Source organism: Herbaspirillum seropedicae (assembly GCF_001040945.1).
In the GTDB taxonomy this organism is placed as follows: Bacteria; Pseudomonadota; Gammaproteobacteria; order Burkholderiales; family Burkholderiaceae_D; genus Herbaspirillum; species Herbaspirillum seropedicae.
Window position 1 is genome coordinate 4,410,676 of sequence record NZ_CP011930.1, and the last position, 16,381, is coordinate 4,427,056.

Below are 16,381 nucleotides of genomic sequence, written 5' to 3' on the forward strand. Positions count from 1 at the left end.
CCCCCAGGCAAGCGCAGCGGCGCTGGCTAAACAAAACGGGGGACAGGCCCCCGTTTCGTCAGATTGCACCAGGCAATACGCCGATTACTTCTTCTTGCCCATGTTCTTCTGGGCTTCCGGCACGACAGCATAGGCAGCCGGATCGTAGGAGTCGGTCGGCTTGGCCAGCACGGCCTGCAGCTGCGGGCTCATCGGAACGTTCAGGTTCACACCCTTGGGCGGGATCGGCGACTGGAACCACTTGGCGTAGATCTTCTTGATGTCGTCGCCCTTGTAGACCACGGTCAGCGCATCGTCCACGACCGTCTTGAACTCCTTGTCACCCTTGGGCAGGATCAGGCCGTACGGCTCCACCGACAGGGCTTCCGAGGACACCTGGTAGTCGCCAGGAGCCTTGGAGTTGGCCGCCAGCGAGGACAGCAGGATGTCGTCCATCACGAAGGCGGCGGCACGGCCGGTTTCCACCATCAGGAAGGCTTCGGCGTGATCCTTGGCAGCCAGGATGTTCATGCCCAGGTTGCGTTCGGCGTTCAGCGCAGTGATCTGCTTGAGGTTGGAGGTGCCGGAGGTCGAGACCACGGTCTTGCCCTTCAGGTCTTCCAGCGTCTTCAGGTTGGCTGCCTTCTTGGACAGGAACTTGTTGGCGGTCACGAATTCGGTCACCGAGAAGGCCACCTGGTTCCAGCGCTCCTGGTTGTTGGTCGCGGAGTCGCAGGAGATATCGGTGGTGCCGTTGGCGATCAGGGGGATACGGGTGGCCGAGGTCACCGGAACCATCTTGATGTTCAGCGAGGTCAGGCCCAGCTTCTTCTGGATCGCAGTGGCGGCCTTCAGGCACAGGTCGATCGAGTAGCCTTGGTAGGACTGCTTGTCATCCAGATACGAGAACGGAATCGACGAATCGCGCACGCCCAGCGTCAGCGTGCCGGAGTCCTTGATCTTCTTCAGACGACCAGTGAATTCTTCAGCGTGAACCGAGCTCATCAGCACGCTTGCACCGACCAACACCCCTGCTAGCTTCAATAACTTCATTGTGTGACCTCCTGGAAAAATTTTTTACGTAGTGTATCAAAAGGCCTCTCCCCGAAACAGCGCAAACCGCCCGTGGAAAAGGCCGTCGGCTCTATTGAAAAGCCTGTTGTTGTTCTCTGCCGTGATGCCTATTTTCTGCCTTAACTCTCTGCTTTACCAGCCTTGTCTGCCCGCCCCTGGTCGTCCACTTGCTAAAAACCACCCCCACGGCGAACCCACTGCTGGCACATTACTCATACGCAACTCGGCGGGCGCATTGTACGCCATCTGCCCCCGGGTCATGCAATCCGCAAAAACCCTCATCAGGCCGAGGCGTCGCCAGGCGCCTCATCAACACCCTTGGCCCGCACGCACCGAGGCAAACCAATATCGCCATACGGCAGCGATAACGGGATTCCTTCGAGCAATATCCATGCCAGAACATCCTGGTTGCACGCATGCGCGCAACGCATACCAGGTGGCGCCAGACGAACAGGACATGCGCAAGCAACGCAGCGGATGGAGAAATGCGGGAACAAGGGCAGGACTGCCGGAAAACCGCGCCCCAGGCAGGCTGGCGAGGCGGTCAGTAATGCGGGATGGAAGGCTGGAGAACAACGATCGGCAGCGATGGACACCACTACCAGGAAGACGCATGCGATCAGGCCGCTCGCATGCGCCGGACGCACATGCGGCAGCGCCCGGCATGCACATGCCGGGTCCGTCCTGAATCAGTGTGCGCCGCAAGGCCAGCCGGCCTGCGGTGCGCGTATGCACTGCAACCACGTCTCCTCCTTGACCTTCTCAATCGGCCGACGATCTTCTATCGGATCGTCTTGGGCCGGGTCACCCCGGTCGCCCGGGGGTGCTGCGTGATGGAATTACGGATACAGGCCGCGCATCTCACGCGCCTGCAGCACGCGGGTGCAAGCCACGATGAAGGCTGCGGTGCGCAGCGACACCTTCTTCTCGTCGGCCAGCTGCCAGACGGCGGCGAAGGCTTCGCGCATGATGCGGGTCAGGCGCAGGTTGATCTCGTCTTCGGTCCAGAAGAAGCTGGAGAAATCCTGCACCCACTCGAAGTAGCTGACAGTCACGCCGCCGGCATTGGCGATGACGTCCGGCACGATCAGCACGCCCTTGTCGCGCAGGATGTCGTCCGCTGCCGGCGTGGTCGGGCCGTTGGCGCCTTCCAGGATGATCTTGGCCTTGATCTGGTTGGCGTTGGCCTCGGTGATTTGCTGTTCCAGTGCAGCAGGCACCAGAATGTCGCAATCGACCGACCAGAATTGGGCGCGATCGGTGATCTCATCGGCGCCAGCGAAGCCCTTGACGCTGCCGTTCTTGGCGACGTAGGCCTGCAGCGCCGGTACATCCAGGCCACCGGCGTTGAACACCGTGGTCACGTGATCCTGCACCGCGACCACCTTGGAGCCGGCCTCGGCGAACAGGCGTGCAGCGATGCCGCCGACGTTGCCGAAACCTTGCACCGCCACCTTGGCGTCCTTGATATCCAGGCCGCGCTTGGCAGCGGCTTCGCAGCCCACCACGAAGACGCCGCGACCGGTGGCTTCATGACGGCCCAGGCTGCCGCCCAGCGAAATGGGCTTGCCGGTGACCACACCGGAAGAGGTGCTGCCCTGGTTCATGGAATAGGTGTCCATCATCCAGGCCATGATCTGCGAATCGGTGTTCACGTCCGGCGCCGGGATGTCCTTGTTGGGGCCGATGATGATGCCGATCTCGCTGGTGTAGCGGCGCGTGACGCGCTGCAGTTCACCGCGGGAGAGGGTCTTGGGATCGACACGGATACCGCCCTTGGCGCCGCCATAGGGCACGTTCACGGCCGCGTTCTTGATGGTCATCCAGGCCGACAGCGCCATGACTTCCGACAGCGTCACGTCCTGGTGGAAACGCACGCCGCCCTTGCCGGGGCCGCGCGAGGTGTTGTGCTGAACACGGTAGCCCTCGAAGTGGGCGATGGTGCCGTCGTCGCGCTCGATGGGCACATCGACCACCAGCATGCGCTTGGGACGCTTCAGGGTTTCGACCCAGCGCGCCAGCGAGCCCAGGTAGGGCGTGACGCGGTCGATCTGTTCGAGATAGACGCCCCACGGACCGATGCCGTGCGGGACGAGATAGGAAGGCACTTCGTGATTAGGTACGTTCGACATGATGCAATCGCTCCTTTGGGTTGCCGCGCTGTTGAGGACAAATATAGGCTTCCAAATTCCGACGTTCGCCAGGGCATGTTACTCCGTGATCACCTGCGCGCAAATCCTGCCTTGAGGCAAGGCGGCGCATGGCACGGAGGCGCGCCATGCCAGCCCGACGCCTCCTGCGCCTGCTGGAAATTCGTGCCTGTCCGATTCAGCGCCGCCATCGTAGCCAGCCGGCCAATCCTAGGCTAATGCTTTGTGAGCATGTAACTATGCATGCCATGCATAACCATGCAGAACCCACTTCCTATACGGGATTGCGGGTGATCAACAAGGATTTTTTTGGCGTATTCAGCCCTTTTCGGCGGCACGTCCTGCCTTGCCACCGGACGTGCGCGCACTCCCCTTGCCCCCCTCCTGGCGCTGCGCATCGAGCTCCACCAGATACTCCCACAAGCGCGCCACCAGCGCCTTGCCAGCGCGCTGCGCAGTGGGGCGTTCGCGGTAGAGGCGAATCTCCATTTCCACTTCCCATTCCCCGGAGGGCACATCGGTGCGCGCCAACTGGCGGTTACGTACTTCGCGTACCACCGAGGATTCCGGCAGGAAAGCCACCCCATGGCCCTCCAGCGCCATCATCTTGAGGCTCTCCGACATGTCGGTCTCATAGTGCTTGTCCAGGTGCAGCGGGCGTTTGGTATCGGCCATCATCAGCTCGACCATGCGTCCCAGATAGGCGTTGCTGGTGTATGAGAGGAAGGGAACGGGAGCCTTGGCGCTGCCCGGGAAAACGTAATCGGGCTTGCCATTGCGGTCGCAGCGCGAATAGGGACGCAAGGTTTCCGTGCCCATGGTCAGCATGTCATAGCGGCTGCTATCGAGCTGCACCGGCTGGCGCGGGTGGTGGTAGCAGAGAAGCAGGTCGCAGCCGCCTTCGACGATGGTCATGACGGCGTCGTGGACATTGAGGGCGATGAGGCGCGTATTGATGGCGCCAAAGCCGGATTCCAGCGCGCTCAACCACTTCGGCATGTAGGTCAGCGACAGGGTATGCGGCACCGCAAAGTCGATGGTGGTCTGCGCGGTGGGACGCTTGCCGCGCAACAGCGCGCGCGTGTTGTTGATCTGGCCGAGCATGGCCACGGCCTGCTCGTAGAAGACTTCGCCGGCGGCGGTCAGGCGGGTGGGATAGGAGGTGCGGTCGATCAGGTCGGTGCCCAGCCAGGCCTCCAGCGACTGGATGCGTCGCGAAAAGGCCGGTTGCGTCACATGCCGCAACTCCGCCGAGCGACTGAAACTGCGCGTTTCCGCCAGGGAGACGAAATCCTCAAGCCATTTGCTTTCCATTGCCCGCCCACTTCCCGTTCTAGGTCGAATGGCGAATTGTGCCGCTGCGCCCGCGCCGGCGCAAGCTGCCCGCGTTCAGCGCTGCTGCGCAGGCAGCATGACGCTGGGTTCGGCGCCCGGCTCGGCTGGCGCTGCCACCGCCTCCAGCAGCGGCGCAGGGGAGCCGCCCTCCTCGTCCGCGCCGGCCTGCTGGCGCAGCCACATCTGCGCGTACAAACCGCCGGCCATCAACAGTCCGGCATGGGTGCCGCGCTCGACGATGCGGCCATGGTCCAGCACCAGGATCTGCTGGGCATTGACGATGGTCGAAAGACGGTGAGCGATGACCAGCGTAGTGCGCTCACGGGCGATCTCTTCGAGCTGTTGCTGGATCGCCTGCTCGGCGCGCGAGTCCAGGGCCGAGGTGGCCTCATCGAAGATCAGGATGGCCGGGTCCTTGAGCAGCGTGCGGGCAATGGCCACGCGCTGCTTCTCGCCACCGGACAGCTTCAGGCCGCGCTCGCCGACCATGCTGGCATAGCCGTCCGGCAGCGATTCGATGAAGTCGTGGATATAGGCTGCCTTGGCCGCAGCGACGATCTGCTCGCGGGTCGCACCGGGCTTGCCATAGGCGATGTTGTATTCGATGGTGTCGTTGAAGAGCACCGTATCCTGCGGCACGATACCGATGGCCTGGCGCAGCGAGGCCTGCGTGACCGTGCGCAGGTCTTGGCCGTCGATGCGGATCGCGCCGGCATCCACATCATAGAAACGGTATAGCAGCCGTGACAGCGTGGACTTGCCCGAACCGCTATGTCCCACCACCGCCGTGGTGGTGCCGGCCTGCACCGTGAAATCGACATCGAAGAGGATCTGGCGATTACGTTCATAGCTGAAATCAACGTGATCGAAATGCAAGTTCGCTCCTTGTGTCTTCAAGGGCTTTGCATCGGCGCTGTCGGCCACTTCGCGATGTTCTTCCAGCAGCGAGAACAGACGTTCCATATCGGCCAGGCTCTGCTTGATCTCGCGATAGAGCACGCCCAGGAAGTTCAGCGGAATGTAGAGCTGGATCATGAAGGCATTGACCAGCACCATGTCGCCCAGGGTCATGCTGCCATCGATGACGCCCACTGTTGCGCGCCACAGGATGAGCGTGACCGCGATGGCGATGATCGCCGACTGGCCGGTGTTGAGCAGCGACAGCGAACTCTGCGACTTCACCGCCGCGCGTTCATAGCGCTGCAGTCCTTCGTCATAGCGGCGCGCCTCGAATTCCTCGTTGCCGAAATACTTGACTGTCTCGTAGTTGAGCAGGGAATCGATGGCGCGGGTATTGGCGTGCGAATCCAGCTCGTTCATGGTGCGCCGGAAATGCGTGCGCCACTCGGTGACCGTGATGGTGAAGAGGATGTAGCACACCAGCGCGCCAGCGGTGATGACGGAGAACCAGACATCGTAATGCGTGATCAGATAAGCCAGCACCAGGGCGATCTCGATCAAGGTCGGCAGGATGGAAAAGAGCGTGTACGACACCAGCGAAGAAACACCTCGCGTGCCCCGCTCGATGTCGCGCGTCATGCCGCCGGTCTGGCGGTTGAGGTGGAAGCGCAGCGACAGCGCATGCAGATGACGAAACACCTGCAGCGCAATGGTGCGTACGGCGCGCTGGGTGACGCGGGCAAACATCAGTTCGCGCAATTCGGTGAAGAGCGCAGTCGCCAGGCGCAATGCGCCATACGCCACCAGCAGGCCCAGCGGCAGCACCAGCAGCGCCTGCGGATGGGTGGGCGTGATGGTCATGGCGTCGACCAGCCGCTTCAACACCAGCGGCACGCCCACATTGGCCAGCTTGGCCCCGACCAGGAAAGCCAGCGCCAGCAGCACGCGCCACTTGTAGGTCCACAGATAGGGCAGCAGCGTCCTGACCACTTCCCAGTCGCCGCGCTGGCGTTGGATGGGGGCTTGGGGCGAGGACGAGGAATTCGGATAGCGGCGCATTGGGCAGATGACTGGGAAGGAAGGTAGGCATCGCAAGACAGCAGGAGCGCAACATCCGATACACTAGGCCCTTGCCGCGCCTGCGGGCGCAAACCCGAATTATAAGAGCCATCCCGGCGCGCCGCCGGAGCTCACCTACGAAGGAGCCTTCCATGTCATCCACCGTTCCCGAACTTCCACCGGGCAAGGCGCCGCAACTGCGCGTCATGCCCATGCCCTCCGACGCCAACGTCTATGGCGACGTCTTCGGCGGCTGGATCATGGCGCAGGTGGACATTGCCGGTTCGCTGCCGGCCACGCGCCGCGCCAATGGCCGGGTGGCGACCATTGCAGTCAATTCCTTCCTGTTCAAGAATCCGGTATTCGTGGGCGACCTGCTGTCCTTCTACGCCGATATCGTCAAGGTGGGCAATACCTCCATCACCGTCAATGTCGAGGTCTATGCCGAACGCAATCGCCTGCAGACCGAGATCGTCAAGGTCACCGAAGCCACGCTGACCTACGTGGCCACCGATGAAAACCGCAAGCCGCGCCCGCTGCCGCCGCTGGACCCCAGCCGTGAAGCCGGGCTGAACCCGGTACTGTAACGGGCCGGCCTGCGGGATGAAAAATTTTCAGCCCGCAGGGCGGGCGTGCTGCGTATCGTGGCATATACGCGGCATATCGTTCCATCCCGCTCAGTCACCGCCACCGTTTCCCTTATCTGACCATGACTACCAACAACCGCCCCCACGTCCTCATCGTCGCCCGCCTGCCGCAGCATCTGCTGGACCTGCTGCAGCAGCACTACACCTGCCACAACCTGATCCTGCAACCCCACAGCGAAGCCGAACTGGCCGCCATCGCGCCGCAGATACGCGGCATCGCCGCCAATGGCGAGGCCAAGGTCAGCCGCGAGTTCATGGCGCGCTTCCCGGCGCTGGAGATCGTCTCGGTGTTCGGGGTGGGCTATGACGGCGTGGATGTGCCGGCCGCGCGCGAACGCGGCATCCACGTCACCCACACCCCTGACGTGCTCAACGACGATGTGGCGGACCTGGCCATGGCGCTGATGCTGGCCACCGCCCGCAACGTGGTGCGCGCCGACCGTTTCGCCCGCAGTGGCGAGTGGAAGAAAGGGCCCTTCCCCTTCACCACCAAGGTCAGTGGAGCGCGCCTGGGCATCGTCGGCCTGGGCCGCATCGGCCAGGCCATTGCCAAGCGCGCGGCGGCGTTCGACATGCAGATTTCCTATCACAACCGCTCACGCAAGGACGTTCCCTACACCTACGTGGACAGCATCACCGCGCTGGCCCGGGAAGTCGATTTCCTGGTGATGATCACCCCGGGCGGCGCAGGCACGCGCGCACTGGTCAATGCCGAGGTGCTCGAAGCGCTCGGCCCCAAGGGATTCCTCATCAACGTGGCGCGCGGCTCGGTGGTCGATGAAGCCGCGCTGATCGCCGCGCTCAAGACCGGCGTCATCGCCGGCGCCGGGCTGGATGTGTTTGCCGATGAGCCCAATGTGCCGGCCGAACTGGCGGCGCTGGACAATGTCGTGCTCACCCCGCATATGGCCAGCGGCACCCTGGTCACGCGTACGGCCATGGCGGACCTGGCCTTCAACAACCTGCAGGCGCATTTCAGCGGCGCCGGCGTGATCTCGCCAGTGCCGGACTGAGCCTTCGTTTTTCCTCACGGGAGAACAAGAAAAAAGGCCGCCGCCGGATCACTCCGGCAGCGGCCTTGTCATTCCACGTTCAGGTTCAGGCGGCTTGCTTCTGCTGCGCCTTGGCCGGCTCGTCGCGCAGTTCACGGCGCAGGATCTTGCCCACATTGGTCTTGGGCAGTTCATCGCGGAACTCGATGTACTTGGGCTTCTTGTAACCGGTGAACTGCTCCTTGCAGTAGTCCATGAGCTGCGCGGCGCTCAAGGTCTTGTCCTTGCGCACCACGAAGAGCTTGACGGCCTCGCCGGTGTGCTCGTCCGGCACGCCCACGCAGGCGCATTCCAGCACGCCCGGGTGCTGCGCCACCACGCCTTCGACCTCATTGGGATAGACGTTGAAGCCCGAGACCAGGATCATGTCCTTCTTGCGATCCACGATCTTGGTATAGCCGCGCTCGTCCATCACGCCGATGTCGCCGGTCTTGAAGAAGCCGTCCGGCGTCATGACCTTGGCGGTCTCGTCCGGACGCTGCCAGTAACCCGGCATCACCTGCGGTCCGCGGATGGCGATCTCGCCGGGCTGGCCCAGCGGCACCGGCTGGCCGTCATCGTCGAGGATGGCGAATTCGGTAGAGGGCAGCGGCAAGCCGATGGTGCCGGTGTACTCGTCGATGGTGCAGGGATTGGCGCTGGCGATGGGTGAGGTTTCCGACAGGCCGTAGCCTTCGATGATGGGGCAGCCGGTCAGCTTCTTCCACTTGTCGGCCACGCTCTTCTGCACCGCCATGCCGCCGCCTACGCAGCAGCGGTAGCCGGAAAAATCGAGCCGGGCGAAATCGGCATTGTTGAGCAGCGCGTTGTAGAGCGTGTTGACGGCCGGGAAGGTGTTGACCTTGTACTTGGCCAGCTCCTTGACGAAGCCGGGGATGTCGCGCGGATTGGGGATCAGCAGGTTGAGCGCCCCTTCGCGCGTGCCCAGCATGTTGCACACCGTCAGCGCGAAGATGTGATACAGCGGCAGCGCACAGACAAACACCAGCTGGTCGATGGGCTTGCCGGCCTTCAGCGCCGGGGTCAGCCATTCCTCGGCCTGCAGCACGTTGGCCACCAGGTTGCGGTGGGTCAGCACCGCGCCCTTGGCCACGCCCGTGGTGCCGCCGGTGTACTGCAGGAAAGCGATGTCGTCGTGGGTCAGCGTGACCGGCTGCAAGGTCTTGCCGCGCGCCTGCGACAGCGCCTGGCTGAAGGTGATGGCGTTGGGCAGCGACCAGGCCGGCACCAGCTTCTTGACGTGGCGCACCACCAGGTTCACCAGCGTTCCCTTGAGCGCGCCCAGCAGCTCGCCCATGCTGGCCACGACGATGTGCTTGATGTTGGTGTGGGCCACCACCTTCTGCAGGGTGCAGGCAAAGTTTTCCAGCACGAAGATGGCTTCGGCGCCGGAGTCCTTCAACTGGTGTTCCAGCTCGCGCGCGGTATAGAGCGGATTGACGTTGACCACGGTGTAACCGGCGCGCAGGATGGCGGCAATGGCGATCGGATACTGCAGCACGTTGGGCATCATGATGGCCACGCGCGCGCCCTTCTGCAGGCCCAGGCCTTGCAGCCAGCCGCCCAAGGCGCGGGAGAGACTATCCAGTTCACGGTAGCTGAGGTACTTGCCCATGCAGACATAAGCCTGGCGGTCGGCATGCTGGACGAAGGCTTCGTCGATCATCTGCACCAATGACCCATAGCGGCCAGGGTCGATCTCGGCAGGAACGCCTGCGGGATAGGAAGCAAGCCAGAATCTTTCCATAGTGTGTCCTCAGTCTCCGGATAACGTGCGCTGGGGCTGGGCGGGGGAACGAGGCCTCCGCTTGGCGCGCACAGCAAAAAAAGCACGAGTGTTTTTTTATTTAACGCAGATGCTATCCAGCATTGGCCCGGCGAGCAAGCTTTTTAAGCCTGGAACGGCAATATTTTGCAAAAAGCCGCCGGGCCAGCCGACCCGTTGACCTCGATGGCAAGAGCGCTACCCGGCATGATACGCCGTGGCCGGCCGCCTGGGCTGGAATCACTGCCTGGCGGCAACATTGTAGCGCCTGTGAAGTGCAGCTCAGCCCGCCAGCAGGCCCTGCGCCGGCAGCTTTTCCACCTGCACCAGCACGTCGTAGAAGGTGGGCGCATGGCCCATGTCGGTCAGGCGCTGGCTGGTGACTTCGTTGGCGTTCTTGCCATCGGCGGCAAACTTCTTCCACCAGATCGACAAGCCCACCACTAGCCCCACACGCGCCTTGTCGGTCACACGCACGCGCGCCTGCAGGCTGCCGCGGTCATTGAAGATGCGCACCATGTCACCCTGGGAGATCCCGCGCGCGGCGGCGTCCTGGGGATGCATGTCCAGGTGCGGCTCGCCTTCGGTATCGCGCAGGCTCTGCACGTTGACGAAGGAGGAATTGAGGAAGTTGCGCGCCGGGGGCGAGATCATTGCCAGGGGATACCTGGCCGCCAACTGCGGATTGCTGGCCACCGATTCATAAGGCGGGATGTAGGCAGGCAAGGGATCCAGTCCAGCCGCCTTCATCTGCTCGGAGTAGAACTCGCACTTGCCCGAGGGCGTGGCAAACCCGCCTTCGGCAAAGGGCGCGACCGGCACGGCCAGGCGCTGCCAGCCCTTCTGCTTCAACTGTTCCCAGTCGTAGCCGGCGCTACGCGGATCATCGCGCTTGAACGCCACGGCCGCCAGCTGGTCATCGCTGTCCTGGAAGCAGTCCTCGGTAAAGCCCATGGCCGCCGCCAGCCGACGGAAGATCTCGGTATTGGGCTTGGCCTCGCCCATGGGGGCGATGGCGGCGTTGTTGGCCATGATGTAGACGTGACCATAGGAAGCATGCACGTCGATGTGTTCCAGCTGCGTAGTGGCCGGCAGCAGGATGTCGGCGTAGTCGGCGGTATCGGTCTGGAAATGCTCCAGCACTACCGTGAACAGATCCTCGCGGGCAAAGCCCTGGGCCACCTTGGCCGACTCCGGCGCGACCGCCACCGGATTGGAGTTATAGACGATCAGCGCTTCCACCTTGGGACCGAAGTCCGCCGACGCCGGATGGAGCAAGGCATCGCCGATGGTGCTCATGTTGATGACGCGGGCGGGCTTGCCATGGCCGGCGGCAAGGTCGGGCCGGCTCAATGCGGCCGCATCCTTGGGGAAACTGTCCGACACCGACATCTGCACACCGCCTGCGGGATGGCGCCACGCTCCCACCAGCGCCGGCAGGCAAGCCACATTGCGCGCAGCCATGCCGCCGCCACGCACGCGCTGCAAGCCGTAGTTGGCGCGGATGAATACGCCTTCGCCGGCCAAGGCCACGCGGCCGTATTCCCGCGCCAGGTTCAGCACTTCCTCGGCGCTGATGCCGCACACCTCGGCGGTGCGCGCCGGCGTCCACTCGGCCACGCGCTCGCGCAACTGCTCGAAGCCCAGGGTATGGCGGGCGATGTAGTCATGGTCCAGCAGGTCTTCGCTGATGAGCACATGCATCATCCCCAGCGCCAGCGCTGCATCGGTGCCGGGCAAGAGGGCGATGTGCTGATGGCATTTCTCGGCGGTGAGCGAGCGATAGGGATCGATGGCGATCAGGCGCGCACCATTGCGCTTGGCGGTTTGCACGCGGGTCCAGAAGTGCAGGTTGGAGGCGATAGGATTGCCACCCCAGATCAGGATCAGCTTGGCATGGTCGACCTGTTCCAGGTCCGCCCCGACGCGTGCGCCGATGGTGTAGCGATAGCCCGCGCCGCCGGCCGAGGCGCAGATGGTGCGTTCCAGCTGCGAGGCGCCGAGGCGGTGGAAGAATCGTCCGGCCATCGATTCACCCTGCACCTGGCCCATGGTGCCGGCATAGCTGTAGGGCAGGATGGCCTGCGGATCGCGCAGGGCGATCTGGCCCAGGCGCTGGGCGATGGTAGCGATGGCCTCGTCCCAGCTGATGCGCTCGAACTTGCCTTCCCCCTTCTTGCCTACGCGACGCATCGGGTGCAGCAGCCGATCCGGATGGTAGGTGCGTTCGGCGTACCGCGAGACCTTGGTGCAGAGTACACCCGCAGTGGGCGGGTGCGCCGGATCGCCGCGCACCTCGGTGGCCACGCCGTCCTTGACGGTCACCAGCAAGGCGCAGGTATCGGGACAATCGTGAGGACAAGCGGCGCGGACGATGGTGGTGGTCATGGCAGGATCGGCGAGAGGAAAAGGATGAATGCGGGAATGCAGGACTACAGAACTAAAGGACAAAAGGACAAAAAGACCAGAGGTCGGAGATACAGAGGACCAGCAATACAAGCCGACAACGGCACAGCAGCTACTTTATCTTAAAATGCCTCATCACGACTCCCGCGCAGACCCACACATGCCCGCCCTCCAGCACTTCTGGCGCGACCCCGCCCTGCCCTTTCTCGAAGGACGCCGCGCCACCGGCAGCCTGTCCTGCTATGCCCCGCATACGCACGACAGCTTTTCCATCGGCATCGTCGATGCCGGCCACAGCATCTTTGCGCTGGCCGAGCACAGCCAGCCCATCGCGCCCGGCGACGTGGTGCTGGTGCGCGCCGGCGACGTCCATTGCTGCAACCCGGCCGACCTGCAATGCTGGAGCTATCGCATGTTCCACATCGAGCACGGCTGGCTGTCCACGCTGCTGGCCGAAACCCCGGCCACCCGCGGCCTGCCTGAGCGCATGCGCTCGCAGGTGCTGCGTTCGCCGCAAGCGGTGCAACTGCTCGACCGCATGACGCTGGCGCTGGACCACGATGCCAGCGAACGTGTGGCCGAGGTCATCACCTGCCTGCAGGAAATCATGCTCTTGTGCGCCGAAGCCTGCGCCCACGATGCCGCGCCCCTCACCGAGGACGCCCACGGCCTCGGACGCGCCTACGCGCATCTGCAGCAGCATTGCCGTCGCAGCGTGAGCCTGGACGAACTGGCCGAGGTGGCGGGCATGGGCCGCTACCAGCTGATCCGCCAGTTCCGTCGCCGCTATGGCATGACCCCGCACGCCCTGCAATTGGACATGAAGATCCGCCAGGCCCGCACCCTCTTGCAACAAGGCGCCAGTGCGGCCGACGCCGCCTATGACACCGGCTTTGCCGACCAGAGCCATTTCCATCGCGCCTTCAAGTCACGGGTCGCGGCCACGCCGCTGCAGTACACGCGCCGTTGAGCGTTCAGGCGCTGCGCGTGACAGCCAGCGCCGCCGCCGCCACCATCAGCAAGAGTCCGGCCACGCGCTCCACCATCGGCAGGGCCCGGTCCAGCAGCGCCGCCACCCGCGGCTGCGCCATCAGGCAGACCAGTCCCGCATCCCAGGCCAGCACCGCGCCGAACATCCACACCCCATAGAAGAGCTTGCGCGGGAGGCCGGTATGGGCCTCCACCATGAGCGTGAACAGGCCGAAATAGAACAGGCCGTTCTTGGGATTGAGCAAGGCCGACAGGAAGCCCGCACCGACACCACGCCAGGCCGCTGCGGCCTGACGCCCCGCCGACCCAGGCCATGGCGCTGGTTCGAGGCTGGCGCGCATGAACATCCATCCCAGCCAGGCCAGATAGAGGCTGGCCAGCCATTGCATGGCCACCAGCAGGGCCGGGCTGTGCTGCAGCAGGCTGAAGCCGGCGATGGCCAGCGCGATATACAAGCCATTGGCCGCAGCGATGCCAGCACTGGCGGCCAGGCCATAGCCGCGTCCATGGCGCAGCGCGCCGCGCACCAGCAGCAGGAAATCAGGACCAGGACTGGCCAGCGCCAGCAGATGGGCGCTGGCCAGAAGCAGGAATTCGGAAGAAAACATGGGGGGCCTCCTGTGCAGATGTCCGCTGTAAAAAAAGCGCATGCTAGACAGGCACAGGAACGCTGTATTGAACGAAATTGCACAGCGCGCAGTTGGCAGTTGGTCGCAATCACGCCAGTGAAACCACCTTCGCGGTGGAGGTACTGACCGGAGAGTTCGGCGCCGACGCCGAGCCGGCCATGGGCTGGGACCGTGCAACCAGCACAATCCCAGCGTCGATTTCGACCACGACCTGCGACCCATCGGCACCACTGACCGGGTGCGGCTGGCTGAGACATCTCTTTCGATAAAGCAAGCCCGAAAACAGGACCTGAATCGCCGAGGCAGTGCCCCCCTGCCTCGTTGACGGCAATCGATCAGTGAAGGATAGCGACGACCTGCCGACCGAATGCGATCAGGTAGCCTCCGTGCTGACGCTGCCAGTGCTGTGCGACTTCCATATCAGGAAACCAGTTGGTCTGGAAGTCACAGAACTGGCCAAGCTCGAAGCGATAACGGTCCAGCAACGAAGCGGGCCGTGCATCGATCTGCCTGACACATGCTTCCCAACAGGAAAAGCCGATTTCACGCGCCAGCGTGTGCAGCAGATGTTTCAGTTGGAGACTTTCCCGCAAGGCAAACAGCTCACTGACCGACAACTCAGGCGTGACCGACATGGTCACAATGCGGCGCACGATGGGGAGAGCTTCATAGTTCCTGCCGCTGCGGGCGGTGCGCAATAGCCGTTTGCCATAGCGTCGCAAGAAATCACTGTTGCACAAGGCCGGGCCGAAACCTGCCATGACGCCATGCGTGGAGTGGGGATAGTGAGAAGACCACATACGTTTCCTTTCATCAGTCGTTTTCCGCTACGACGGTCAAGGTGAAACGCTGGGTTCGAAAAGAAGGTGACACTGGGCAGATCACTGGGCAGATGCATCGGCTTTCGCGGAAACGGGCGCCCTGCCGCGCCCGCGCTGCGCATTCTAACCGCTGAAGACGAGGTTGCCAATACACCAGCCGCACCGTTCTCGGCACACATTCCCTTGTATTGGCGATGCGGCGGCTTTCAGGCATGATGGCGAGCACACAGGGGAGAGCGGCACACAGCTCCGCCGAAATAATGAAAAAGGAAGAAACCTTGCACACGCTCGCCACCATCCTGATCCTGCTGGTCGCCCTGGAACACGTCTGGATCCTGATCCTGGAAATGTTCCTGTGGACCAAACCCCTGGGCCTGAAGGCCTTCGGCCAATCGCGCCAAGCCGCCGAAAGCAGCCGTGTGCTGGCCGCCAACCAGGGGCTCTACAACGGCTTCCTGGCCGCCGGGCTGTTCTGGAGCCTGAGCACCGGCGACCGCTCGGTGCAGTTGTTCTTCCTCAGTTGCGTGCTGGTGGCCGGCATCTATGGCGGCCTCACCGCCAAGCGCACCATTCTCTATGTCCAGGGCCTGCCCGCCCTGCTGGCGCTGTTGGCGGTACTGGCGAGCTGATCAGACATAAAGTTTCCCGGTCTGCGCGCCGTTAACAAGTTTCCCGATGGCATCACGCATCGACCAGACAGCAGCATTCCGGCCATCCGATGCCGGAACGACAACATCGGCTACGGGCCGAGGGAAAGCCTCATGAAACAGATCAAACTCATCCTCAAGGACGAAATCTACGATTCGCTGGAGCGCGATTACCAGAACTTCGTCCGCTTTTCCACCAAGATCGACTCGGGCTTCGTGAAGCCTTCCTTCGACAACTACCTGCTGGCCAAGCTGTCGGAGAACAGCAATTTCCTTACCGAAGAAGCCGTGCAGCACCTGATGCTCTCGGGCCAGTATGCCTGGGCGCGCCGGGCCATGGACAAGGACTTCCCGGACGTGGTCCAGATCCTCATCGAGCAGGCCGCCAATTACGGCTTCTGGATCGCGGTGCGTCACGACTGGGGAACAGACGAGCTGGTGGCCGCCTCCAAGGCCTGGGCCATGGCCATCATCAAGCAGGCCAAGGGCGATGAAAGCCAGGTCGACGTGCTGGCCGCGCAGATCAAGGCCTCGGCCACTAGCATCGCGGTGGTGCAGGAACGTCTCAAGACGCCGGCCTCGCAACTGGCCCACGCCATGGTGCAGGAACTGCGCGAGACCCATATCGCCATCGAACACGCCTCGGGCATGGTGGCGCGCGAGAAGCTGGGGGCCATGCGCACTCTGCTCAAACTGGGACGGGCCTACGGCAATGTGTCCGAAAAGGCCGAACAGGACATGATGGAAAAGCTCAAGCGCGAAAAGCCCTGGCTCTTCGACGAAGGTCCCAAGGGCTTCTGGGGCCATGTGGCTGCCTGGTGGCGCGGGGTCTGATCGCTAGGCGCAACCGCAAGGCGACATGACTGCGAGACAACAAAGGCCTGCCGACATACGCTGTCGGCAGGCCTTTGAACTTTTTCCCGCGGC

The 16,381-nt window shown here is 63.3% G+C and carries 13 protein-coding genes; 5 read left to right on the forward strand and 8 right to left on the reverse strand.

Annotation, left to right across the window (positions count from 1 at the left end; all coding sequences use genetic code 11):
- Window positions 1-84: 84 nt before the first annotated feature.
- The 4 genes from ACP92_RS19205 to ACP92_RS19220 all read right to left on the reverse strand — a co-directional run bounded on the left by ACP92_RS19205 (window position 85) and on the right by ACP92_RS19220 (window position 6,497).
- Window positions 85-1,032: an amino acid ABC transporter substrate-binding protein gene (locus tag ACP92_RS19205; protein WP_013235795.1), complete on the reverse strand. Its 948-nt coding sequence runs from the start codon at window positions 1,030-1,032 to the stop codon at window positions 85-87.
- Between the two features lie 860 nt (window positions 1,033-1,892).
- A complete protein-coding gene (locus tag ACP92_RS19210; protein WP_013235796.1) occupies window positions 1,893-3,185 on the reverse strand; it encodes a Glu/Leu/Phe/Val family dehydrogenase in 1,293 nt (430 codons plus the stop codon).
- A gap of 336 nt (window positions 3,186-3,521) precedes the next feature.
- Complete coding sequence (locus ACP92_RS19215) at window positions 3,522-4,517, reverse strand: LysR family transcriptional regulator (protein WP_013235797.1); 996 nt, start codon at window positions 4,515-4,517, stop codon at window positions 3,522-3,524.
- A 75-nt stretch (window positions 4,518-4,592) separates the two neighbouring features.
- Window positions 4,593-6,497, reverse strand: coding sequence for an ABCB family ABC transporter ATP-binding protein/permease (locus ACP92_RS19220; protein ID WP_013235798.1), 1,905 nt, complete (start codon window positions 6,495-6,497; stop codon window positions 4,593-4,595).
- Window positions 6,498-6,649: 152 nt separating this feature from the next.
- Between ACP92_RS19220 and ACP92_RS19225 the strand changes: the two genes are divergently transcribed.
- Both ACP92_RS19225 and ACP92_RS19230 read left to right on the forward strand, forming a co-directional pair.
- Window positions 6,650-7,084, forward strand: a complete 435-nt coding sequence (locus tag ACP92_RS19225; protein WP_013235799.1) for an acyl-CoA thioesterase — start codon at window positions 6,650-6,652, stop codon at window positions 7,082-7,084.
- Window positions 7,085-7,206: 122 nt separating this feature from the next.
- Window positions 7,207-8,157, forward strand: coding sequence for a 2-hydroxyacid dehydrogenase (locus ACP92_RS19230; protein ID WP_013235800.1), 951 nt, complete (start codon window positions 7,207-7,209; stop codon window positions 8,155-8,157).
- Between the two features lie 85 nt (window positions 8,158-8,242).
- Here ACP92_RS19230 and ACP92_RS19235 read toward each other — a convergent pair whose 3' ends face one another.
- Together ACP92_RS19235 and ACP92_RS19240 are read right to left on the reverse strand one after the other, a co-directional pair.
- Window positions 8,243-9,943 carry a long-chain-fatty-acid--CoA ligase gene (locus tag ACP92_RS19235; RefSeq protein ID WP_013235801.1) on the reverse strand — a complete coding sequence of 567 codons (1,701 nt, stop codon included), beginning with the start codon at window positions 9,941-9,943 and terminating at the stop codon, window positions 8,243-8,245.
- A 300-nt stretch (window positions 9,944-10,243) separates the two neighbouring features.
- Window positions 10,244-12,349, reverse strand: coding sequence for a molybdopterin-containing oxidoreductase family protein (locus ACP92_RS19240; protein WP_013235802.1), 2,106 nt, complete (start codon window positions 12,347-12,349; stop codon window positions 10,244-10,246).
- Window positions 12,350-12,527: 178 nt separating this feature from the next.
- Here ACP92_RS19240 and ACP92_RS19245 point away from each other — a divergent pair, with 178 nt between their 5' ends.
- The gene (locus tag ACP92_RS19245) at window positions 12,528-13,337 is read left to right on the forward strand and encodes a helix-turn-helix transcriptional regulator (protein ID WP_041311204.1); all 810 of its coding nucleotides are present in this window, start codon (window positions 12,528-12,530) and stop codon (window positions 13,335-13,337) included.
- Between the two features lie 4 nt (window positions 13,338-13,341).
- On the opposite strand, the gene ACP92_RS19250 is transcribed toward ACP92_RS19245, so the two are convergent.
- Entirely contained in the window at window positions 13,342-13,965 is a 624-nt protein-coding gene (locus tag ACP92_RS19250; RefSeq protein ID WP_013235804.1) for a LysE family translocator, read from the reverse strand.
- A 356-nt stretch (window positions 13,966-14,321) separates the two neighbouring features.
- On the reverse strand, window positions 14,322-14,786 hold the full coding sequence (locus ACP92_RS19255; protein WP_041311207.1) for a hypothetical protein: 465 nt from the start codon (window positions 14,784-14,786) through the stop codon (window positions 14,322-14,324).
- Window positions 14,787-15,085: 299 nt separating this feature from the next.
- Between ACP92_RS19255 and ACP92_RS19260 the strand changes: the two genes are divergently transcribed.
- Both ACP92_RS19260 and ACP92_RS19265 read left to right on the forward strand, forming a co-directional pair.
- Window positions 15,086-15,436 (forward strand): DUF1304 domain-containing protein, encoded by a 351-nt coding sequence (locus tag ACP92_RS19260; protein ID WP_041312227.1) that lies wholly within the window; start codon window positions 15,086-15,088, stop codon window positions 15,434-15,436.
- A 132-nt stretch (window positions 15,437-15,568) separates the two neighbouring features.
- Window positions 15,569-16,288 (forward strand): DUF4088 domain-containing protein, encoded by a 720-nt coding sequence (locus ACP92_RS19265; protein WP_013235806.1) that lies wholly within the window; start codon window positions 15,569-15,571, stop codon window positions 16,286-16,288.
- Window positions 16,289-16,381: the final 93 nt, after the last annotated feature.